21 protein-coding genes are annotated in these 20,851 nt (G+C 59.6%); 9 read left to right on the top strand and 12 right to left on the bottom strand.

Features of this window, described 5'->3' with window-relative positions; genetic code table 11:
- The first annotated feature begins 4 nt into the window (after positions 1-4).
- On the top strand, positions 5-505 hold the full coding sequence (locus tag QUE41_RS08440) for a hypothetical protein (RefSeq protein WP_286342432.1): 501 nt from the start codon (positions 5-7) through the stop codon (positions 503-505).
- Positions 506-633: 128 nt separating this feature from the next.
- Here the strand turns inward: QUE41_RS08440 and QUE41_RS08435 are convergent, their stop codons facing one another.
- From QUE41_RS08435 to QUE41_RS08415, 5 genes are all read right to left on the bottom strand, one after another.
- Positions 634-1,869 carry an ABC transporter permease gene (locus QUE41_RS08435; RefSeq protein WP_286342431.1) on the bottom strand — a complete coding sequence of 412 codons (1,236 nt, stop codon included), beginning with the start codon at positions 1,867-1,869 and terminating at the stop codon, positions 634-636.
- Positions 1,866-2,543, bottom strand: coding sequence for an ABC transporter ATP-binding protein (locus QUE41_RS08430; RefSeq protein WP_286342430.1), 678 nt, complete (start codon positions 2,541-2,543; stop codon positions 1,866-1,868). The genes QUE41_RS08435 and QUE41_RS08430 overlap by 4 nt, the downstream gene beginning before the upstream one ends.
- Positions 2,540-3,910 (bottom strand): efflux RND transporter periplasmic adaptor subunit, encoded by a 1,371-nt coding sequence (locus QUE41_RS08425; RefSeq protein WP_286342429.1) that lies wholly within the window; start codon positions 3,908-3,910, stop codon positions 2,540-2,542. The genes QUE41_RS08430 and QUE41_RS08425 overlap by 4 nt, the downstream gene beginning before the upstream one ends.
- Positions 3,911-4,092: 182 nt before the next feature.
- Positions 4,093-5,457, bottom strand: coding sequence for an ammonia-forming cytochrome c nitrite reductase subunit c552 (locus QUE41_RS08420; protein ID WP_286342428.1), 1,365 nt, complete (start codon positions 5,455-5,457; stop codon positions 4,093-4,095).
- Positions 5,458-5,673: 216 nt separating this feature from the next.
- Positions 5,674-7,992 (bottom strand): helicase-related protein, encoded by a 2,319-nt coding sequence (locus QUE41_RS08415; RefSeq protein WP_286342427.1) that lies wholly within the window; start codon positions 7,990-7,992, stop codon positions 5,674-5,676.
- 177 nt (positions 7,993-8,169) lie between these two features.
- Here QUE41_RS08415 and QUE41_RS08410 point away from each other — a divergent pair, with 177 nt between their 5' ends.
- From QUE41_RS08410 to QUE41_RS08400, 3 genes are all read left to right on the top strand, one after another.
- The gene (locus QUE41_RS08410; RefSeq protein WP_286342426.1) at positions 8,170-8,559 is read left to right on the top strand and encodes a hypothetical protein; all 390 of its coding nucleotides are present in this window, start codon (positions 8,170-8,172) and stop codon (positions 8,557-8,559) included.
- Positions 8,559-8,831: a GIY-YIG nuclease family protein gene (locus tag QUE41_RS08405; RefSeq protein ID WP_353506869.1), complete on the top strand. Its 273-nt coding sequence runs from the start codon at positions 8,559-8,561 to the stop codon at positions 8,829-8,831. The genes QUE41_RS08410 and QUE41_RS08405 overlap by 1 nt, the downstream gene beginning before the upstream one ends.
- A gap of 547 nt (positions 8,832-9,378) precedes the next feature.
- Positions 9,379-10,287, top strand: a complete 909-nt coding sequence (locus QUE41_RS08400; protein WP_286342425.1) for a LysR family transcriptional regulator — start codon at positions 9,379-9,381, stop codon at positions 10,285-10,287.
- A 64-nt stretch (positions 10,288-10,351) separates the two neighbouring features.
- On the opposite strand, the gene QUE41_RS08395 is transcribed toward QUE41_RS08400, so the two are convergent.
- The 5 genes from QUE41_RS08395 to QUE41_RS08375 form a co-directional block, all read right to left on the bottom strand.
- Complete coding sequence (locus tag QUE41_RS08395; protein ID WP_286342424.1) at positions 10,352-10,765, bottom strand: GNAT family N-acetyltransferase; 414 nt, start codon at positions 10,763-10,765, stop codon at positions 10,352-10,354.
- A 60-nt stretch (positions 10,766-10,825) separates the two neighbouring features.
- Entirely contained in the window at positions 10,826-11,149 is a 324-nt protein-coding gene (locus tag QUE41_RS08390) for a hypothetical protein (RefSeq protein ID WP_286342423.1), read from the bottom strand.
- Between the two features lie 84 nt (positions 11,150-11,233).
- A complete protein-coding gene (locus tag QUE41_RS08385; protein ID WP_286342422.1) occupies positions 11,234-11,995 on the bottom strand; it encodes a helix-turn-helix transcriptional regulator in 762 nt (253 codons plus the stop codon).
- Positions 11,996-12,106: 111 nt separating this feature from the next.
- Complete coding sequence (locus QUE41_RS08380) at positions 12,107-13,984, bottom strand: hypothetical protein (protein WP_286342421.1); 1,878 nt, start codon at positions 13,982-13,984, stop codon at positions 12,107-12,109.
- 125 nt (positions 13,985-14,109) lie between these two features.
- Complete coding sequence (locus QUE41_RS08375; RefSeq protein ID WP_286342420.1) at positions 14,110-15,132, bottom strand: AraC family transcriptional regulator; 1,023 nt, start codon at positions 15,130-15,132, stop codon at positions 14,110-14,112.
- 117 nt (positions 15,133-15,249) lie between these two features.
- Between QUE41_RS08375 and QUE41_RS08370 the strand changes: the two genes are divergently transcribed.
- From QUE41_RS08370 to QUE41_RS08350, 5 genes are all read left to right on the top strand, one after another.
- A complete protein-coding gene (locus QUE41_RS08370) occupies positions 15,250-17,010 on the top strand; it encodes an N-acyl-D-amino-acid deacylase family protein (RefSeq protein WP_286342419.1) in 1,761 nt (586 codons plus the stop codon).
- Positions 17,007-17,849, top strand: coding sequence for an SDR family NAD(P)-dependent oxidoreductase (locus tag QUE41_RS08365; RefSeq protein ID WP_286342418.1), 843 nt, complete (start codon positions 17,007-17,009; stop codon positions 17,847-17,849). Before QUE41_RS08370 ends, QUE41_RS08365 begins: the two co-directional genes overlap by 4 nt.
- 166 nt (positions 17,850-18,015) lie before the next feature.
- A complete protein-coding gene (locus QUE41_RS08360; RefSeq protein WP_286342417.1) occupies positions 18,016-18,258 on the top strand; it encodes a nickel-binding protein in 243 nt (80 codons plus the stop codon).
- A 183-nt stretch (positions 18,259-18,441) separates the two neighbouring features.
- A complete protein-coding gene (locus tag QUE41_RS08355) occupies positions 18,442-18,732 on the top strand; it encodes a putative quinol monooxygenase (protein ID WP_286342416.1) in 291 nt (96 codons plus the stop codon).
- A gap of 19 nt (positions 18,733-18,751) precedes the next feature.
- Entirely contained in the window at positions 18,752-19,300 is a 549-nt protein-coding gene (locus tag QUE41_RS08350) for a thioredoxin family protein (protein WP_286342415.1), read from the top strand.
- A gap of 6 nt (positions 19,301-19,306) precedes the next feature.
- On the opposite strand, the gene QUE41_RS08345 is transcribed toward QUE41_RS08350, so the two are convergent.
- Positions 19,307-19,810 (bottom strand): lipocalin family protein, encoded by a 504-nt coding sequence (locus tag QUE41_RS08345; protein WP_286342414.1) that lies wholly within the window; start codon positions 19,808-19,810, stop codon positions 19,307-19,309.
- Positions 19,811-19,860: 50 nt separating this feature from the next.
- A complete protein-coding gene (locus QUE41_RS08340) occupies positions 19,861-20,628 on the bottom strand; it encodes a glucose 1-dehydrogenase (protein ID WP_502876021.1) in 768 nt (255 codons plus the stop codon).
- Positions 20,629-20,851: the final 223 nt, after the last annotated feature.

Here is a 20,851-nt window from a genome sequence, read left to right as displayed (position 1 = left end):
GATTATGTCATTCGTTCGCGCAGTCGGTCATCAATGGCAGAAGGCCAGTCTGGCCCACCAGCTCAGACTCAGCATTGCGCCCTCAGCTCAGCTCAGGCAGTACTTCACCGGCAATTGCCGATTGACCGAGGTCACTCATGTGATCGCAGCTCTGGTGTTTGCAGAGGGGCAACCCAAGTGGTTACCCGAGGTTAAGCCTGCTGAAACCCCGCTGGACGACGACATCGTTCTCTACTGCCTGTTCGACAGCGCCCGGCTGCTGTTCATCCGCGAGGTTGAAGGCGGAGAGCTCAAGCAATCTGAGCAATTGGTGATGACCCTGGCAGAGCAGTGGGCATATAAGATGCTGCAACAGCCGGAATTGACCAACGAGCACATCAGCCTTTGCCAGCTGCTGCAGCGCATTTCCCAACAAACCCGAATACTCAGGCAGCAATCGAGAAGAAAACGACTGAATATGGTGATGCGTAACACCCTCGACTGGCAACCGGCCTCGGCGTGTTAAGGCCTTCCGAATCAAGCTGTTTGATGGCTCCCCAGATTCATTGCGAATGAACACCCCAATCAGTCGGGCCCGGATAAGGGCCCTGGGGCGACAGCTGTTGCCTGCCCACTCACCCTTGCCAATCCTGGCTACTCAAACCTCAGGGCATCGATGGGATCCAGTGACGCCGCCTTGCTGGCCGGGTAGTAGCCAAAGCCCACCCCAATCAGGGCGGTGGCAGCCACGGACAGCACCACGATTGAAAGCGGCAGTACCATGGTCCAGCCAAACAGGGGTTCGGCCACTGCCAGCAACACCAGAGACAGCATCAGCCCCAGCATCGCCCCCAGCAGACAGAGGATGACACTCTCAATCAGAAACTGGTTGCGAATGTCCGCCGGTTTGGCCCCCACCGCCATCCTCAGGCCAATCTCCCGGGTCCGCTCGGTCACGGTCACCAGCATGATGTTCATCACCCCAATGCCGCCCACCAGAAGCGAGACTGCCGCCACCCCGGCCAGCAGGGAGGAGAACACCTTGGAGGCGTTGGCCCGGGTCTCCATCATCTGTGACAGATTGCGGATGACGAAGGGCTGGGTGGCCTCGCTCTTCACCCGGTGACGCTGCCTGAGCAAGCTGTCAATCTCGTCACTGACCCAGTCCATGTTCTGCACTTGGTCCACCTGCACCATGATCCGTTTGACCCTGTCCTGGAAGGCGGTGTTGCCGCCGAGGATGCGCCGCTGGGCGGTGGAGATGGGCACCAACAGGGTGTCATCGGTGTCGTTGCCGCGCATATCCTCCCCCTTGGCCTTGAGCAGGCCGATGATGGTGACCGTGGTGCGGTTGATGCGCACCGACTCTCCCAGGGCCATCTCCGGTACGCCGAACAGCTCCTTGGCCACGGTTTCGCCAATCAGGGCCACTCTGGCGGCGCTGTTCACCTCCTGCTCGGTAAAAGCCCTGCCCTCACTGATGTGCCAGTTCATGGCGCTGAGCATGTCCAGGTTCATCCCCTCCACCCGGGTGTTCCAGTTGGCGTTACCCCACACCACCTGGGCCAGGGAGGAGATGGAGGTGCCCGACGCCACCACCTGGGGGATCTGATCGCGAATGGCGTCCACATCGCGCATGGTCAGGGTCTCCACCGCCCCGGCGCTGCCGGCGGCGCCACCGCTGGAGACCGACTGGCTCCTTACCATCAACAGGTTGGTGCCCAGGGCGGCAATCTGGGCATCCACCTCCCGTTGGGCGCCCTCCCCCAGGGCAAACATGATGATCACCGCACTGATGCCGATGACGATGCCCAGGGTGGTAAGCACACTGCGCAGCAGATTGCGCCTCAGGGAGGTGATGGCGGTCAGGGTCAGTTGCAGGGGTTTCATGACGCCGCCTCCAGTTCGCCGTCACGAACCACTATGGTGCGACTGGCCCAGGCGGCCACTTCCGGCTCATGGGTCACCAGCACTATGGTGATCCCCTGCTCGTTAAGCTGGCGAAACAGCCCCATGATCTCCTCGCCGGTGCGGGTGTCCAGGGCACCGGTGGGCTCATCCGCCAGGATCAGCTGGGGACGGTTCACCAGGGCACGGGCGATGGCCACCCGCTGCTGCTGACCGCCGGAGAGCTGGCCCGGGGTATGCAGCATCCGCTCTCCCAATCCCACCAGTTGCAGGCACTCCCGGGCACGGGCGTCGTCGTCACGTGTCGGGTCCGGGTTGTACATCAGCGGCATCTTGACGTTGTCCAGGGCACTGGTGCGGGGCAACAGGTTGAACTGCTGAAACACGAAGCCGATGTGGCGGGAACGCAGTGTCGCCAGGCGCTCCTTGGCCAGGCCGCCGGTCTCCTCCCCCAGCAGGGTCAATTGCCCCTGCTTGGGGGTCATCAGGCAACCGATGAGGTTCATCAGGGTGGACTTGCCCGAGCCTGACGGCCCCATGATGGCCACCATCTCCCCCTGCTCTATGGTCAGATCCACGTCCTTGAGTACCTGAAACTCCTCCTCCCCCATGGGGAAGCTGTGGCTCAGGTTGCGGCACACTATGGCGGCGGTCATAGGCTGACCTCCCGCACCTGGGTCACCACCTCACTGCCCGCCAGGTCCCGCCCCAAGACCTGGGTATGGCCCTCGTCGCTGATCCCAAGCTCCACCCCCACCAACTCGGTTTCGCCATTGCGACTGAGCAGCAGGTGGCCCAGCCTGAGGTTGCCCGATTGCAGTGCCTTCATCCGCTGCTGCTGTTCCGGGGTGAGGATCTGCTCCAGGGCCCGGGCCATGCGCTGGCGCATCGCTTCGCGGTTGCGCCCGGCCGGGTCCCCCTTCATCTCGTCGCGCATCTGGGCCAATTGCTCACGCTGCTGCTCAGTCAGATTCAGCTGACTCAACAGTTCGCCCTGGCGGCCTTTGCTGACGCCGCTCGATTGCTTGGCCGCCTCTCTGGCGCCGATGCGCAGGGCGGAGTTGGGCACCCGCACCACGTCGCGGGCGGTGGCAATCTCTATGGTGAGGTCGGCAGTCATCCCAGGCAGAAGGCGTCCATTGGGGTTGGGAACGGCGATGATCACCCGGTAGGTCACCACCCCGGACTCCACCGTCGGCGACTGGCGAATCTGGCGCACCTTGCCATGGAACTGGTTGTCCGGGTAGGCGTCCACCTTGAAGCTGACCTTCTGACCGTCCTGAATCAGGCCGATGTCCGACTCATCCACATAGGCCTCAATCTCCATCTGGGTCAGATCTTTGGCAATGACGAACAGCTCAGGGGTGTTGTAGCTGGAGGCCACGGTCTGGCCCGCTTCCACGGTGCGGTTGATCACCACGCCATCTATGGGCGAGCGGATCTCGGTGCGGGCCAGTTCGATGAGCGCCTGCTCCAGCAGGGCGTTGGTGGCGGCGCTGTCCGCCTCCAGCAAGGCCACCTTGCCCCTGGCCTGACCCAGTTCCAGTTCCCGCAGGCTGAGGTCAGTGCGCAGCTGACTGAGCTCCTCCTCGGAGATGTTGTTGCCCCTGACCAGCCCCTCGCCGCGCACCAGATCCTGTCGGGCCTTGTCCAGGTTGACCTCGGCAATGCCGATGGCCAGTTGTTGCTGAGTCAGCTCAGACTCCAGCCGTGCCAGCTGAGCCCGGTACTGGGCGACGCGGGCGGCAAAGCTGCGATCGTCTATCTTGGCCAGCAGTTGTCCCTGACTCACCTGGTCGTTGAAGTCCGCCAGAATGTCGGTGATCTGGCCAGAGAGCTGGGCGCCCACCACCAGATCGTCCACCGCCGCCAGGGCGCCGGTGGCGGCCACCTGTTTGCGAATCACGCCGCGGTCCGCCAGCTGGGTGTCATACTGATAGCGATTTTTCGGCGCTTTGTCCGTCAGGCCCCAGGCCCCTGCTGCCATCGCCACGGGCACCAAAACCAATAACCATCGTTTCATGGGTCAACCTTTTTCTGAATTCTCTGAGGAAAAGGGTATGGACATAAGGGGAGCCGACAAAGCACCTTTGAACAGATTTACCTAGACGGGCAATCTGTAACAGACAGACATAAAAAAACGCCCCCTTGCGGGGGCGTTTCGGACCTGGTTTCAGTCAATCTCGTGCGTGTGAGAGGTCGAGATTAGAACTGTACCTTGGTAGGCCACTCTTTCTGTACGCGCTCTTCCAGGAATTTCTTCTTCTGGGCGTCCATCTTGGTCTTGTCCAGACCTACGATGGCTTGCGCTTTGGCCTTGGTGGAGTAGTCAGGGTAGGTCACCTTATCTACGCCGTGCTTGGCCAGAATCTTCTTCAGGGCAGCGCGAGCTTCGATACCGATCTCTTTGGCTTGAGCCAGTTGCTCCAGACCCAGTTCAGGGTTGTGGGCGTAGATACCGTGAGAAGCAATCGCGTAGTCCCAACGCCACTGAGCGTGACGGATGAGCTTCAGAGCGTCTTTCATTTCAGCTTCGGTAGCACCGGCTTCCCAAGCTGCGCCAGCGTCGAAGTGCGCTTTCACGATAACTTTCTCGGCTGCGATCTGAGCTTTGTGTACTTCTTTCTTGGCAGATGCCAGGGCGTCAACCAGCTCAGCCTTGGTGTCGTGACAGTTGGAGCAGGTCTGCTCGAAGTTGTCGATGGCGTTAGCTACGTTGTGCTTGGAGAACTCTTTGCCAGCAGCGTTTTCTTGCTTAGGCATGTGACAATCGATACAGGTCACGTCCATCTCAGCGTGTACGGAAGGCTTCCAGGTTTCCCACTCAGGGTGCTGGGCTTTCAGCATAGGCGCTTTGGAGATCTTGTGAGTCCAGTCTTTGAAGCCCAGGGCATCGTAGTAAGCCAGGATGGCGTCGGCGCTCATGCCGCCGTCCCATGGGAACTTCACGTTCTTGTGGTCGGTACCGTCGAAGTAGTATTCAACGTGGCACTGGCCACAGGTCATGGCAGCCTGAATGTTGGATTCCTGCTCTTCGAACTTCTGACCGCTGGCGGCGAAAGCGCGCATAGCGAAAGGACGGGCAGGAGTAGGCTTGCCGGTTTCGGCGTCGTGACAGTCAGCACAGCCGATGGAGTTGGCCATCTCGTGACCCCAGGCGCCCCACTTCTTCTCGGAGAAGTTGCCTTCACCAACCTGGTCGTACATACGCTTCAGGTCAGGAGTCTTACAGCCCCAGCAGGAAGCCGCCATAGGACCTTCAGAGTCGGTCATTGGGCCGCCGGTACGCAGGCTGCGGATGTTGTCGATAACAGCGAACTGGTGACCACGAGGCTTGTTGTAGTCTTTGGCAAAGCTGTAGCCGCCAAACATCAGAACAACCATTGGGTCTTCAGCCAGGATGTCATCCAGAGCGTTGGACTCTTCAGTGCTCGCCCAGGAGGCGTACTGATCGGGATACTTTTCTTTCCAAGTGATGTTGTTGGCGTCTTCAGGGCTGTTCTTAGCGAACGCAGAACCACTGATAGCCGCGATAGCAACAGCAATAGCCAGTTTATTCAATTGTTTCATCTCATCCTCTCCGAGGCTTATTTTTATCTCTCAAGGCAAATCATAGAGAAGTGATGAAAGGCTAGGGATATCCCTTTGGGGGTATTCCTCGGGAAAGTTATTTCAGATCAACTTTTTGGCCATATTTTGACGGATCTCCGAAAATTTTTACCAGTGTTTATCAAAAACTTAGATCAAGAACTACCCACAAATGGGTACGCCATATAAATCAATGAGTTAGCTCAAAGCGACCCGCTTACTGGCCTTGCGATAGAACACCCGCCACCCCGTCCAGCGGGGCAATTCCCAGCGCTTGGGACCGGCCTTTCGGGTCCCTGAGTGGTACACCACATCGATGCTTTTTTTGCGGATGTCGTACTCCACGGTCACCTTGAGTTCCGCCAGGGTCAGACGCTGGGGAAAGCGCTCATCAAACTCTGCCCGTTGCCAGTCGGGAATACCATCGAAGGTCAGTTCCTCCTCGCCGATGAGCTCCATATCGTCGAAGCTCTCTACCCCCAGATCCGTCAGTTGTTGGATGAGCCATGACTCAGGTTCCGGGGTCTCACCTTGCCCCTCACCCAGGGCACACCACAGGGCCCAGGCGGCCAGATCCGACCTGAGGCGCTCGGCGACACCTGGCAGGCGCTGCTGCGCCAATATCTCCCTCACCAGGGTAGCCACCACCTGGTCACTGCTGCCCTGGTGAGTCACCTCCCCCAGCTCCCGGCCGGCATAGACCACCTTGGACACCAGGGTGTGGCCATCCTCCTGCAACACGCCGGTCTGAAGCTCACCCAATCCCGCCTCAAGCATCTGCTTGAAGGTCACCGGGGCCATGCAGGTGGCCAGGTTCAGGGTTTGCTTCACGCCGCGCCCGGGCAGGGAGAACTGATCGAACACCACGGCCCCGGCAGCCTCTTCCGGGACACGGCTGTCCCGCCCCTGCTGCACCTCGCTGAAACCGTTGCCCAGCGCCTGGGAACGTTTAAGACGGCGCACATAGACCAGATCCGGCTGGGCCCGCATCACCGACGCCAGCCAGGCATTGCGGCTGACCGGTGTGGCCACAGAGAGCTGCGGCAATGCCAGGGCGTCACGGATCTGATTGGCCAGCATCCTGGCCTCGGCCAGCATCTGTTTGTCGCAACTGAGCGCTTCGGGCAGCTTATCCCTGAGCAGGGAGAGCAATGTCATGGCATCGCACTCCAGGGGTTGCCAGGCCTTGAGTGCTTTGAGGCCATCCTCACTGGTCGGCGGCTGCCACAACCTGGCCCCCAGACTCAGGGCTGCGGACAGGTCCACCATCGCCTCGCGACAGGCCTTGTCCTCCATGGCGGTGATCAGGTGGGCAAACAGGGTATCGATGGGCAGAGGATAGAGGCGCCGGCCGTGGTCGGTGGCCTTGCCCTGAGCATCGATGGCCTGCATCTGCTCCAGTTTGTCCCGGGCTATCCCTAAGGATTTCTCCGGCAGAGTGTCCACAAACTCCAGATCCTGCAGGCGCTCTCCGGCGCAGGCCGCAGCCAGCATCGGCTCCACCAACTCCTCACGCTTGAGCTCCGGCGGCGTCAGCGCCTCCATGGGGGCGTGCTGCCCCCAGAGCCGATAGCAGATCCCGGCCTGCACCCGCCCTGCCCGGCCGGCTCGCTGGGCGGCGCTGGCCAGGGAGATGCGGTGCAGCCCCAGCACAGTGCGGCCATTTCTCTGGTGGGTACGACGCTCCAGCCCCGAGTCCACCACACAGGTGATACCGGGAATGGTCAACGAGGTTTCCGCCACATTGGTGGCCAGAATTACCCGCCGGCGCTCGCCGCTGCGCAGAGCCGCACGCTGTTCGGCATTGCTGGCCCCGCCATGCAGGGGCACGGTTTGCACATCAACATCTTTGAGTTGGGCGGCACATTGACTGATCTCCCGCTTACCGGGCAGAAACACCAGAATGTCCCCGGGACTCTCTTCAAGCCCCCTGAGCACAGCGTCTCTGACCCGGCCCTCCAGCCCCCGTTCATCGGGCAACTGGCGGCTCTCCTTAGCCAGATGGTAAAGACTGACGTCGAACTGACGCCCCTCGCCGATAAGACGCTCCCCCTCCAGATAGCTAGCCAGCCTCTCGCCGTCAATGGTGGCCGAGGTAAGCACCAGGCGATGTCGGTTGCGCCGTTTGAGCAGAGCCAGAAGCAGGTCCGTATCCCAGCGGCGCTCATGAAACTCATCGATGATCACCGTATTAAAGCCCGACAGGCCATCTTCGCTGAGCCAGCGCAGGGCCACCCCCGGGGTGACAAAGGCCACCTGGGTCTGCTCGTCGACCGTGGATTCGAAACGTATGGCATGGCCCACCCTAGGCCCCTGCCCGGAGGAGAGAAAATCAGACAGGGCCAGGCAGGCCACCCGCCGGGGTTCCACCACCAGCACCCTGCCCTTTTCCGACGCCCACAGTGGCAGCCGGGTCGATTTTCCCGAGCCGGTCTGAGACTCCACCACCATATGGTGTGACTCCAGCAATTCCAGGAAGCGGGGTTTTAGGGGGTCGATGGGCAGAGTGACTGACATAATCCAGGCGGTTTTCAGCAAGGCAATAACCGCCCAGTCTACCCCACAGCGCCATCGGCAACCAGATGTCACGCTGCGATTGCCGAGATCTCCCCCAGCCAGCCGTTCATCAATTTACACCATTGAAAGAACTGCTTATCCTAGTGATATCCCAAGCAGAATGAGGGGAAGAGGAAGATGTCACGCTGGCAGTGGTTGTTCTGGATTGACCTGGCGGTCGCCATCGGCGCCATGATGGCGGTCATTCTTATTCCGGCCCCCAGTTTCGCCCTGTGGACCCTGCTCAGTCTGACCGTGTTGTTGATCCACCCCAGTTTCGGTTACGCCTATCAGGTGCCCATCGGCAGCCTGTGGCTGGCACGGCTGAATGCCGGACTGGTGATCCTCTGCTTCGCCTTTATCCTGCTGATGAGCGTCATCATGGTCTATCAACACCCGGACCTGTTGCACCTTGTGGAGTTTGTCCTGATCTTTGCCGCCATTTTGGTGCTGATGCACCCCCCCTATCAATACGCCTTCTGCAGTCCCCACCTGTGGCAGAAACAGGACCATGTGGTGCATTTCTGATGTGGTCTCTGTATCTGGTGCGCACCGCCTGTGACCGTCTCTATACCGGCATCACCACAGACGTCGAGCGTCGTTTCAAGGAACACAACAGCGGAAGAGGCGCCAAGGCGCTCAAGGGAAAGGGGCCGCTGACGCTGGAGTTTCATACCCCCATCGGCGACCGTTCCCAGGCTTCAAAAGTGGAGTACCGGGTCAAGCAGCTAACCCGCCGCCAAAAGGAGGGCCTTCTCAGTCAACAGGCCCTGCCTGAACACTGCCTGGATGCCCTGTAGAGCCCCGCAAAAACGTACCTCTGTCAGACGCCCATAAAAAAGCGGCGCTTTCCATAGCACCGCCGCGGGTAGCAATGGTGGGATATGCGAACAGTCACTGCCATCTTCAAACTAGCCCCCTATCGATCGCCCATAAAAAAGCGGCGCTTTCCATAGCACCGCCGCGGGTAGCAATGTTGGGATATGAGAACTGTCACTGCCATCTTCAAACTAACCCCTAACGATCGCCCATAAAAAAGCGGCGCTTTCCATAGCACCGCCGCGGGTAAAGGGGGGATATCCGAACAATAATCTGTATAGGTGGCATCCTGCCTACAAAGGTTGATGAAAGCGATTACTCGTCGCAGCACTCCTCGGAACAGGGCGCGAGGGTGGGGGCAAACAGATGAACCAGGTGATCGCTAAGACGCTCCATCCAACGAGACAAAAGATTACTCACACGACCTCTACGACAGAATTCCAAAAAAGTAGAAACAAAGTTTACTGTGATCGTCGGAAACCTGTAGTATCAAACCAGTAGAAACTGCTTCAACAAAAAGTTTAAAGCATGGACATTGAACTGAGTCGTCACCTGCCCGCCTTCATCGCCGCCGCACAGACACACAACTTTTCAGCGGCCGCCCGTCAGTTGGGCGTCACCCCTGCAGCCATCAGTAAAAACATCCGAACCCTGGAACAGGGCCTCGGCGTCCGGCTGTTTCACCGCTCAACCCACGCCCTGTCCCTGACCGACGAGGGTGCGGCCTTCCACAAACGCATCTGTCCCGTCGTCGATGAGCTTCGAGAGGTGTTGGGCACCACCCGGGATGAGAGTGGTACCCCGGCGGGCAAGCTCAGAATCAGCCTGGCCTACCAATACGGCCGACAATATGTCGTGCCCCTGTTGAAGGGCTTTCTTGAGCGCTATCCGCATATTGAGCTGGATATGAGGTTTGAAGATCGGATCGTGGATCTCTTCGAGGAGGGGATCGATCTGGCCATCGGTAATCAGATCAACCAGGATGCCAGTATCGTGGCCCGGCCCATTACCGAGATCAATCTGGTTTATTTAGCCTCTCCCTGTTTCCTGAAGAAGCATGGTACCCCGCAACATCCGGACGATCTCGAGCACTACAATTGCATCGTCTATCGTTCGCCAACCACCCTTAGACGCAAGCCCTGGCAGTTCTGCACGCCGCAAGGCGAGAGGATCGTCAAAGACAATCTGAAGTCCAATATCTCAGTCACCAATCCGGAGCTCGGCCTGGAGATGGCCGTCGAAGGCATAGGTATCTCACCCGGGCCACTGTTTTACGCCAAAGAGCTGATTGCACAAGGGAAACTGGTGCCAATACTGACCGACTACCAAAACCAGTTGCCGGCTATGATGATCTACTACCCCAGCCGTAAGCAGCTTCCTGCCAAGTCCCGGGTGTTCATCGACTATGTGCTTGAGCAGTTGGGGAACGGCTCCTAACTCCCATTGCGGGTGAGCTGCACTCTCGCCCTGAACAACCTGCTCATAGGCTTGCTTTGGTGAGTCAGAGGCTCTTAGTCATATAGGCGCGGCAACCGGTCAGGGGGTACTGTTGCTGCTCCCACACCGCCTGATAGCCATGTTCTTCGTAAAAGGGCCTGGCCTGAAACTCCAGGGTGTCGAGCAAGCACCACCGGCACCCTCTCTGCTTTCCCTGGCGTTCAAACTCTTCGAGAATCTGCTTGCCCCAGCCTTTCCCTCGCAGAGCCTCATCCACCCAGAGCCAGTCCAGGTGCAGCCAATGACCGAAGCTGCTGCCACTGGCCCCTGCCAGCAGTTCGCCCCGCTCATCGTGCAGCGCCACCGCCAGAGGTTGACGCTCCACTTCGGGCCAGTTGGCCCGGTTGAGCGCCCGGATGCGCGAGCGCAGCGACTCCACCAGCTTCTCTGTGGGCGATTGAATAACTTCCAGTTTCATGGCGCTTCCCTGACTCACAACTCAGGGGCTCAGTGGAACAGAAATGAAAAGAAAAGGGAATCAGGGGGTCGGTTTCCCCCAGGCGGTTGCCTGCACCACGATACATTGCCTGGCATAGCCAAAGTGCCACAGGGTCTCATCATCGATACTGATGTCAGCCAGATACAGAGTGCCGGGAATCACCAGCCTGGCGGCTTCCAAAGCCTGTTGGGTGGAGGGCGGCTCATCCATGGGCAGGATGTACAAGCCTTGGACCTGGCAGCTGCGCCCCTCAACCGGCCCCAGGGCAGAGGCCTTCTCTGAGTCACCTTTATAACTGTGGGGCACAAAGGTACCGTGCAGGGCGGAGGTGCACCCGGCCAACACCATTATCAGAAAAAACACGCGGCACCACATTTGAGCCATGGTCGCACTCCTTGCAAACCCTGTTGAATCTCAAATCAAAAATCGCCGAGACTCTCAATAAAGTCAATCAATCAGCCCCAGGGTATGGGCCATGCTGATCAATTGCGCCCGGTTGCGGGCATTGAGCAGCTCCTTGAGTCGGTCCAGGTGATAGTTGACCCCACTCTCGGTGAGTGACAACTGCTCGGCAACCTCCTCACTGGAGAAGCCTTCGGCGGTCAGCCGGAGGATCTGCAGCGCCCGTTCAGACAGGCAGTTGAAGTTGGCGATGGGGTTGATGCTGGCGATGCACTGCTCATTGAAGTAACTGGCGTACAGGGTCAGCTGATGCTCTATTTCAGCCTCATGCTCTTTCAGGTTTGCCAGCAACTGCTCCCTTGGCAGATCCGAGAAGTAGACAAAGGCCGCCAGCCAATCCGGATGGTAGCGCACCGGCAGATGCCAGACGCCGCGGCTGCGGATGCCGTACTCGGCCAGCAACCGGCCGAACTGCTCCCCTTTGGCGCCGCTGAGATCCGGGTCCTGCCAGACACTCACCCCCATGGGGTGCTTATTGAAGTAGGCTTCATCGCTGCTGGCAAAATGCTGCAGGTACTGATGACGAAACCGCAAAATCGCCTCACTGGAGTAGACGCCGCACTTGGCCTTGATCATCTCCTGAGGAATCCGCCGGCGCAGCTTTTTGAATTGGTGCAGGCTGGGGATCATCACCTTGGTGGTAATGCCGTAAAAAAACTCGGTGATACCAAAGCGGGCCAGATAGTTGCGCGCCTGTTGCACCACCTCGGGATCGATGTCACAGGACTGACTTAGGGTGCTGCTCATAGTGTGGGAACTCTCTCTTATGCCGCGTGCGAGGCATTATATACCGACCCTTCCCTGACAATACTGGCAGATCTCATAGTGGCCCGCGACAACTCGCCGCGGGCCCAGGGGTTAGTCCTCGTTTGGATGACAGGTCATGCAGGAGTAGGGATCGGGGAACACCCGGCTCATATCCCAATCGGAGTTCACCGAGCTCCATACCTTCTCATAGGGCTGGTAGTTGCCATCTTTATCCCTAGGCAGGGCATTGAGCTCGTTAGGATCGTTGTAAATCTTGTCGTTACTCTTGATCTGCTCCCCTTGATACAACCTGCGCGTGGAGGCTTCGCCGTGATGCTTGGGGGTATTGCTCTCCCCGGCGTGGCACCAGAAACAGCGGGCGGTCTCTTCATGGCCCATCGGCGCACCGTTACTGCCGTGGCAGGTGGCACAGTAGTAGGGCTGAGTCTGATCAAAACCATCGGCGCTGTTCACCGGCCAGCTGTGACCGCCGTGCCCCATGGGCTGCTTCTGCTCATTATGACACTCGGTGCAGTCGGCGATGCCCCAGCCGAAGTGGCTGTCGGTGAGCAGCGGGCCATCCCCGGGCAAACTGAACGTCTGCAGTGTCATGATGTCAGAGCCGTCCTGTGCCTCGCTGAAGTCACGTTGGGCACTGGTTTTGCCGTTGTACTCCTCCATGCCGAAGAGTTCGTAGTGACTCTTGTACACCAGCATGGTGAATTGCACCGGCTGGTTCATCACCCAGGTGTCCGACATCATGTGCATGATGTTGCCGCCGAAGTTGGCGTTCCAGTCCAGACGGCAATGCTCCGGGTCCACCAGCAAATCCATGCCGCCGGTCTGAGGCGAGGAGAAGTTACACTGGGAGGTGGGGGAGAAGTCGCCGTGCACCGCCATATCACCGTAGACGGTGGCCCAGCCGCGCCCCACCTGTGAGGCGATGCCGTCGACCCGGAACAGGGCAAAGTGCTCCACCCTGGCACCGGTGGACAGCGACGGCCAGTAGTTGAACGCCACATCCAGGCCGGCATCGGCGGCGGAGAGGAAGATGTCCATCTTGGTGATCACCCCGGGCTGGAAGATGTCCGGACGCATGTTGTGGGCAGTCACCTCCAGATTGGGGATCACCACTGGCTTGGGCTCCCCCGGTTTCATGATCTGTAGCTGAGGCAGCACCACCTTGCCGCCGCCGGCGCTCAGACGCGCCATCTCCTGCTGCTGCACCCAGTAGCGTCGTGCGGTCATCTCCGGAGAGAAGGGCTGGAAGCGGATGGTCATCTGAGGCTGCACCCAGATCTGGTCCAGGCGCTCATAGTGCGCCTCCCCCTGAGGTCCCAGACCGGTGAGGGTACCATTGAGCTTGATCAGCTCACCACCGTCGTATTTCAACCGGCTGTACCAATGGGCGCCCTGGAAGTTGGCGTAGATGTCGTCGTCGTTCTCATCGAACACACCGTCACCGTTACGATCCCAGGAGACCACAAAATCATGGGTATCACGGCCCGTCTGAGCCGGCCCCTGCACCTGCTCCAGTTTGAGGTCGGCGCGGGTGGCCGCCAGGTAACGCAGGGCGTCGAACACCGAGTAGTGGCCGTCGACAAAGATATCGGGACGGGCACTGCCGGCGCCGAGACCGTCGGGATTGGTGCGCAGCACCCTGTCCATCTCTGCCGCCTGGACAATGATGGGGGTCTCGTCGGGGTTGTAGACACCGTCTAAGTGGGCGTCGCGTTCATCGATATGGCCATCGCCATTGAGATCCCGCGCCGCATCGCTCTGAAGCCAATCCTTCAGCAAGTCCGGATAGCGTCCCAGGAACACCTGAAACTGCCCCTCGAACACGGCCTGAGGGGTTACATCCACCGTCAAATAGGGGGATTGAGGTGGTTGCGGCTCCGGCTGTGGCACCTCAACATCGCCATCGTCACTGCCGCAGCCGCCCAGCAGGGCAGCCAGCAGCAGCGCAGAAAGGGGGGTTCTGCTCATCATCATATCTCTCGTTTTCCATTATTAGCCCGATGGGGGCGTAAACGAGAGTAGGCGAGCACGTCTATGGGGCTACTAAGGGATCTGCCAGTGTTTTTCCACGGGCACCACCTCTGTGATGTAGTTCAGATTGAATGAGGTGATTCACGCCGATTGGCGGAACGCCACACCTGGGGCGACGCTCCCATCCGCCTCTTAAAGGCACGGGAGAAGGCGCTGAGATCGTGATAGCCAAGGATCTCCGCCAGCAGGGTCACTTCCATATTGCTGTAACGCAGGTGCCAACAGGCAGACTGCATACGCAGCTCGCTGAGCAGGGTCCGAAACTCCGTCCCCTGGGCCTTCAACTGCCTCTGCAGAGTGCGGCGATTGAGCCCCAACAGACCGGCGACATGATCAATGTTGGCCTGGCCACTGCCCAGGGTCTGCTGTATCAGACCACCGACCTGGGCCACCCTCCCCTGCCCGTTCTCAGCCAGTCGCTGGCTCAGTTGTCGGGCCATCAGCTGACGCTCCCCGACCGGCGAACCGTGTAAGTTGCGTCGCAGGAAAGCCCCGGGAATCCACAGGGTGTCCTGGGGTTGGTTGAACATCACTTCGCAGCCAAAGTGGTCACGGTAGTGTGGCCGTGGCGAGAGTGGTGCATGGGCAAAATCGACCCGGGCGGCACGAAAATCCGGTCCAATCAGGTCCTGGCACAGCCGGTAGCAGGCACTGATGGCCAACTCCTTGTACTGGCGGGAATCGGTATCGCCGAGAAAGTTGTCGAACCGGTGGATGGCCAGCAACTGACCGTGCAGGCGGTGGTCCCAGTACTCTGACTGGTTATGAAACGCCATCAGGCTGCGCACCGCCTTGAGGGCCTGCTCCGGGGTGTCACACCGACGAAGCACTATGCCCAATTCACCCAACATGGTCAGGTCCTGGCGGGCACCCAGCCTGAGTCCCAACTCAGGACAACAGAGCTGAGCGGCGCAGTGTTCCAACAACCTGGCCAGCTCCTCAATGTCCATGGTCTGCTCGCTGTGAAGCTGCTCTGCGGTTAGTCCGAAATCCGCCAGCAATCCTTGAGCACGCCCCCCCAGCCCCTCAATCAGGCGATCGAGACCCACCAGGGCGCTGACTCTAATGCGAAACCCGTCTGTCATGCCTTTTCTCCCTGTGAGCAATCATCATCCAACCCTTGTCACCAAATGACAAGCGACAAAGTGAGAATGGGAGTAGGATGCATTTCTATAGGGATACTGCTTAAGGAACAGGCAACCATGGCTGAGTACGATTTTCTGATTCGACAGGGGCGCTACTTTGACGGCAGCGGCAGCCCCTCCTTCATCGCCGATGTCGCCATCACTGACGGGCGCATTGCCAGAGTCAGCGCCGACCCGTTGGCCCCAGAGTCGGCCGCCAGGGTGTTCGACGCAGAAGGCAAGTGGATCACGCCCGGCTTTATCGATACCCACACCCACTACGACGCCGAACTCCTGGTCAGCCCCAGCCTGTCCGAATCGGTGCGCCATGGCGTAACCACGGCTCTGGTGGGCAGCTGCTCCCTGAGCATGATCTGCAGCGACTACGAGGACGCATCCGACATCTTTACCCGGGTAGAGACGGTGCCCCGGGAGAAGGTGCTGCCGATCCTCAGGGAGAAGAAGTGCTGGAAGACACCGAAACAGTGGCTGGCACACATCGATGCCCTGCCCCTGGGGCCCAACCTCATCAGCTTCCTCGGCCACAGCGACCTGCGAGCCAGCGTCATGGGCCTGGAGCGCGCCACCGACCATGGCATCACCCCGACCGAGAGTGAGATGCAGGCGATGGAGGCCTTGCTGGAAGAGGCGCTGCAGGCAGGCTTTCTTGGACTGTCCACCATGCGCCTGAAGTGGGACAAGATAGACGGCGACCGCGCCTGGTCCCGCAGCCTGCCCAGCACCTATGCCAAATGGCGGGAGATCGCTCGCCTGAACCAACTGGTGCGCCGCTATGGCCGGGTACACCAGGGAGCGCCCAACGCGGCCACGCCACTGCGTATCTTCGATTACGTCAAAGAGAGTCTCGGCTGGTGGCGCAAACCCCTTAAGACCACCCTCATCAGTCAGATGGATCTCAAGGGCAGCCGTTACCTGACCAACCTCACCAAGCTGACCTCCCGCTTCACCAACCTGCTCAAGGGAGACTTTCGCTGGCAGGTGCTGCCCACCCCCTTCACCGTCTACGCCGACGGCATCGATGTGGTGTTCTTCGAGGAGTTCGGCGCCGGAGAGATGGCCCTGGACCTCAAGGACCAGGTGGAGCGCAACGCCCTGCTCAAGGATGAGGCTTACCGGCGGGATTTTCGCAAGTTCTACGGTGAAAAGCTCAGCCCCAGGGTGTGGCAGCGGGATCTGGGGGACGCCACCATCATCGATTGCCCGGACAATGCTCTGGTGGGTCGCAACTTTCAACAGGTCGCCACAGACCGCGGCATCCATGTGGTGGATCTCTTCCTCGACCTGGTGGTGGAGTATGGCAACAAGCTGCGTTGGTACACCACGGTGGCCAACCACAGGCCCCGGGTGCTGAAGAAACTGGTCAGCGATCCTCACGCCATCATCAGCTTCAGCGATGCCGGCGCCCACATCCGCAATATGGCCTTCTATAACCTGCCCCTCCGCATGCTCAAACTGGTGAAAGAAGCCATCGACCAGGAGCAGCCTGTGATGACTCTGGAGCAGGCGGTATGGCGCCTCACCGGTGAACAGGCCCAGTGGCTGGGGGTAGACGCCGGCTCCATCAAAGAGGGAGACAGGGCCGACCTGGTGGTGCTGGACCCGCAAGGGCTGGGTCAGGATCTGGAGTCGGTCAGTTGGGGCGAGATGGAGAACTTCGGCCTTCAGAGGCTGGTCAACCGCAACCCCGGCATCGTCCAGCAGGTGTTCATCAATGGCAAGCTGGCTGTGGACGGGGAAGTGGTGCAGCCCGATCTGGGTAAGACCCCAGGGTTTGGGCGCTTTATCCCCGCCGACCAAGTTCAAGGAGGCCAAGCATGAGTGATGCAAAGCCACAACTGGTGCTGATCACCGGCGCCTCCAGCGGCATCGGGCTGGATCTGGCCAAGGCCTATGCCGCCAGGGGCTGGAGCATTGCCCTGCTGGCCCGAAACCCCAAGAGGCTGGAGAGTGCCCAGAAGGAGTGCCGCCGTCTGGCCATCGATAGCAATCAGAGCTTTGAAAGCTACGAAGTCGACGTTGCCGACGCAGCGTCAGCCTACGGCCATCGGCAGCAGGTCGAGGACCGCCAGGGGGTACCGGATCTGCTGATCCTCAGTGCCGGCATCGTCCAGAGCATCCCCTTCATGGAGCAGAGTGATGAGGAGTTTGACGCCATCCTGGAGACCAACCTTCTGGGGTGCCGGCGCCTGGCCAAGGCCTGGCTGGCGCAGATGGTGGCGCGTGGTCGCGGCCAGATCTGCTTTGTCAGCTCCCTGGCCGGCTTTATCGCCCCCTATGGCTACTCCGGCTACAGTGCCAGCAAGTTTGCCCTGCTGGGGATGGCCGGGGCGCTGAAACAGGAGGTACACGCCTTAGGCATCGATATCTCGGTGCTGTGTCCCCCCGAGGTGGACACCCCTATGGTGGCCCAGGAGCGCACCTACATCAGCCCGGTCGCCAGGCTACTGAAAGATCTTGGCGGCACATTGCAGGTGGATGCGGTCACCAGGGCGACCCTCAGCGGGCTCGAGAGGCGGCAGTTTCTGATCATCCCCGGTTTTCAGGCCAAACTGACCTATCACTTTGCCCGGTTGTGCCCCGGCCTGTTTGGCTGGGCGATGCAACACGTTGTGGACTGGGCCAGGGAGCGACAGAGTCGGCAGCACAAAGCAGGATAAAAGGGGCGTTAGGGCACAGGCCAATGCCGACGGTATCGGCTATCTGTCCTATCCTTTGATAGGTTGATTCCCGTTCCGCAATCGTGAGCCAAGGTGGCCACTAAGGCGCTTCCGCTGAAGCCAAAGTCGGTGGCCTCTCATCCAAGAAGAACGAAGGAGACAACGTATGCCCAAGTTCATCGACACTCACCCTATGGAGCCCTTTACCGAGCAGCAACTGAGAGATCTGCAGAATGCACCGGCAGACGAATTCGGTGTCACTCACCACGACATCCTGTTCAGCAAGAAGGACAACCTGATTTACTGCGTGCTGGAGGCGCCCAACGCCGAAGCCATTCACAAACACCACGCCAAGGCTGGCATCTCCTGTGACTGGATTCGTGAAGTGGAATCCACCCGTTCGAAGTGATTTACGCCCACCGGCCGGAGCCTCCATAGCCCCGGCCATTTAAATTCCACCAGGCGTTCAGCAAGCTGCGGAACCGCACTGTATTCTTTAGATTCTTTTAATAGTGCTTCAACCCCCGGCCACTTTAACCCAGCGGACAAGGTGCTACGCTTGAGGTCCTACACAGTGCCAAGGACAACAATCATGACCAAGCTGACCATAGTCGCCCACATCAAAGCCAATGCCGACAAAATTGAACTGGTAAAATCCGAATTGCTTAAGCTTATCGCCACCACCCGCGCCGAAGCCGGCTGCATCAACTACGACCTGCATCAGGACAATGACAACCCGGCGCACTTCCTGTTTTTCGAAAACTGGGCATCGCGGGAGGCGTGGCAGGACCATATGGCCAACGATCACCTTAAGGCATACCTGGCCGCGGTCGAAGGCGCCGTCGAAAGCTTCACCGTTCATGAGATGACTCAGATTGGCTAACAGCCCACAGGAGCTTGATATGCTAATGGACACCCCTGTCTGCAATTTTGGTTGGAAGGCCCCGGATTTCACCCTGAGCGACCCTCACGGCATCCCCTTTACCCTGAGTGACCACCTGGGCAGCAAGGGATTGTTGGTGATCTTTATCTGCAACCACTGCCCCTATGTAAAACGGATCGCCCATCGGCTTGCCGCAGACACCAGGCAGCTGATGAAAGAAGGGATTAACGTGGTGGCGGTGATGTCCAACGATTACCGGGATTACCCGGAGGATGCGCCGCAAAATATGGTGGAGTTTGCCAGAAAACACGACTTTCCCTTCCTCTACCTGGTGGATGAGGATCAGGCTGTGGGTAAGGCGTTTGATGCCGTCTGTACGCCAGATTTCTTCGGCTTCAACGCCCGTGGGGAGCTGCAGTACCGGGGGCGGCTGGACGACGCCAAAATGGGCGATGACACAAACCGAACCCCCGAACTGCTCAACGCCATGCGAATGATTGCTGAAACCGGCGCCGGCCCACAAGAGCAGCACCCCAGCATGGGGTGCTCCATCAAGTGGCGAGACTGACAGGCATTAGGGGTTGACGATCAGCGGCTGCAGATCAAACCCCAATTCCACGGCCCGCGACCTGAAACGGGTCATCACCGCCTCAGACACCTTGGGCGTACGCGCCAGCAACCACAGGTAGTCCCGGTTGGGCCCGCTGACAAAGGCGTATTGATACTCAGGATCCAACTCGAACACCACATAGGCGCCGAAGAAGGGGCCAAAGAAGGAGACCTTGAGGTGAGCCACATCGGGCTGACCCACAGGATAAGCCCGGCCTATGGCTTCGCTCACCTCACCGGTCTCTTGGCGAATGCCGCGGTTCACCACGTGGATGCCCCCATCCTCTCGCATGGAGTATTCGGCAGTCACATTCGTCAGTCCACGCTCAAAGCTGTGATCCAGCCTGGCCACCTCATGCCAGGTGCCCAGGTAACGCTCCAGCTCAAAGGGGCGCACCGGCTCGATCCCCTCAGGAGCCGACGAACAGCCAGCCAGCAACAGGGCAAAAACAAAGAACAACCGCTTCATCACTCTCTCCTATTCAGCCCATTGATTTACGTACAACTCCAGCCTGAGGATCAGGCCAGATACCCACCATCCACCGGCAGTTCGATGCCGGTGATATAGGCCGCCGCATCGGACGCCAGGAACAGGAAGGCAGGCGCAATTTCGCCGGGCTGCGCCGCCCTGCCCTGGGGAATCAGTCCCAGGATCTGCCTGAGCAGAGCCGGGTTGTCGGTTAACGCCGACGCAAACTTGGTCTCCGTCAACCCCGGCAGGACCGCGTTCACCCGAATGTTGTAGCGGGCGCACTCCTTGGCAAAAGCGGCGGTCATGCTGTTTACTGCTGCCTTGGTGATGGAGTAGATCCCCTGTCCGGGTGCCGGAACGCGGCCATTGACCGAAGCGGTGTTGATGATCACCCCGCCCCCCTGCTCTCGCATTCTCTGTCCCGCCAGCTGGGCAAATTGGAAGTATCCGGCCAGATTCACTTCGATGGTTTTCGCCATCGCCTCTCTGGGGGTATCCAGAATGTGGCCAAAATAGGGGTTGGCTGCGGCGTTGTTTACCAAGATGTCCAATCGGCCATAGTCGGCGTCGATGCGCTCAAACAACTGCTGCATCTGGGCGCTGTCGCCGCCATGACAGGCAATCGCCCTGGCATCTCCGCCACTCTCGCGTATGTCCGCGGCCACAAGGTCCAGGGCGTCCTGATCACGGCTGGAGAGGATCACCTTGGCACCATGGGCGGCGTACAAGCGGGCCACCGCCTCGCCGATGCCCCGACTGGCGCCGGTAACCAGGGCCACCTTACCCTCAAGAGAGAGCAGGCCTGAGCCTTCAATCTTTTGCAACAGCGCCGGGCGCCCGGCCACCTGCTCCAGCTCATCAATCTCTGCCGCTGCCCTGTCCATCAATACCGCAGCCATCTCGCCAAAACGGGCGAAAGCGGGGTGTTTACGGCTGCCCTCCACATAGCGATACCAGATCTGCTGGACAATGGCCGCCAGGCGGAACAGGCCAAAGATGTAGTAATAGGCAAAACCACTGACATCCAGGCCGGTCTGC

It is taken from the genome of Ferrimonas sp. YFM (assembly GCF_030296015.1).
Lineage (GTDB): Bacteria > Pseudomonadota > Gammaproteobacteria > Enterobacterales > Shewanellaceae > Ferrimonas.
Note: the sequence above shows the minus strand (reverse complement) of the source record. Positions and strands in the feature narration are given on the sequence as shown.

Coding starts and splice junctions, on each gene's coding strand:
- QUE41_RS08360 (WP_286342417.1), top strand. CDS start 18,016: ATGCCCAAGTTCATCGACACTCACCCTATGGAGCCCTTTACCGAGCAG.
- QUE41_RS08425 (WP_286342429.1), bottom strand. CDS start 3,910: ATGAAACGATGGTTATTGGTTTTGGTGCCCGTGGCGATGGCAGCAGGG.
- QUE41_RS08400 (WP_286342425.1), top strand. CDS start 9,379: ATGGACATTGAACTGAGTCGTCACCTGCCCGCCTTCATCGCCGCCGCA.
- QUE41_RS08350 (WP_286342415.1), top strand. CDS start 18,752: ATGCTAATGGACACCCCTGTCTGCAATTTTGGTTGGAAGGCCCCGGAT.
- QUE41_RS08375 (WP_286342420.1), bottom strand. CDS start 15,132: ATGACAGACGGGTTTCGCATTAGAGTCAGCGCCCTGGTGGGTCTCGAT.
- QUE41_RS08430 (WP_286342430.1), bottom strand. CDS start 2,543: ATGACCGCCGCCATAGTGTGCCGCAACCTGAGCCACAGCTTCCCCATG.
- QUE41_RS08415 (WP_286342427.1), bottom strand. CDS start 7,992: ATGTCAGTCACTCTGCCCATCGACCCCCTAAAACCCCGCTTCCTGGAA.
- QUE41_RS08420 (WP_286342428.1), bottom strand. CDS start 5,457: ATGAAACAATTGAATAAACTGGCTATTGCTGTTGCTATCGCGGCTATC.
- QUE41_RS08345 (WP_286342414.1), bottom strand. CDS start 19,810: ATGAAGCGGTTGTTCTTTGTTTTTGCCCTGTTGCTGGCTGGCTGTTCG.
- QUE41_RS08395 (WP_286342424.1), bottom strand. CDS start 10,765: ATGAAACTGGAAGTTATTCAATCGCCCACAGAGAAGCTGGTGGAGTCG.
- QUE41_RS08410 (WP_286342426.1), top strand. CDS start 8,170: ATGTCACGCTGGCAGTGGTTGTTCTGGATTGACCTGGCGGTCGCCATC.
- QUE41_RS08370 (WP_286342419.1), top strand. CDS start 15,250: ATGGCTGAGTACGATTTTCTGATTCGACAGGGGCGCTACTTTGACGGC.
- QUE41_RS08355 (WP_286342416.1), top strand. CDS start 18,442: ATGACCAAGCTGACCATAGTCGCCCACATCAAAGCCAATGCCGACAAA.
- QUE41_RS08435 (WP_286342431.1), bottom strand. CDS start 1,869: ATGAAACCCCTGCAACTGACCCTGACCGCCATCACCTCCCTGAGGCGC.
- QUE41_RS08440 (WP_286342432.1), top strand. CDS start 5: ATGTCATTCGTTCGCGCAGTCGGTCATCAATGGCAGAAGGCCAGTCTG.
- QUE41_RS08385 (WP_286342422.1), bottom strand. CDS start 11,995: ATGAGCAGCACCCTAAGTCAGTCCTGTGACATCGATCCCGAGGTGGTG.
- QUE41_RS08380 (WP_286342421.1), bottom strand. CDS start 13,984: ATGAGCAGAACCCCCCTTTCTGCGCTGCTGCTGGCTGCCCTGCTGGGC.
- QUE41_RS08365 (WP_286342418.1), top strand. CDS start 17,007: ATGAGTGATGCAAAGCCACAACTGGTGCTGATCACCGGCGCCTCCAGC.
- QUE41_RS08405 (WP_353506869.1), top strand. CDS start 8,559: ATGTGGTCTCTGTATCTGGTGCGCACCGCCTGTGACCGTCTCTATACC.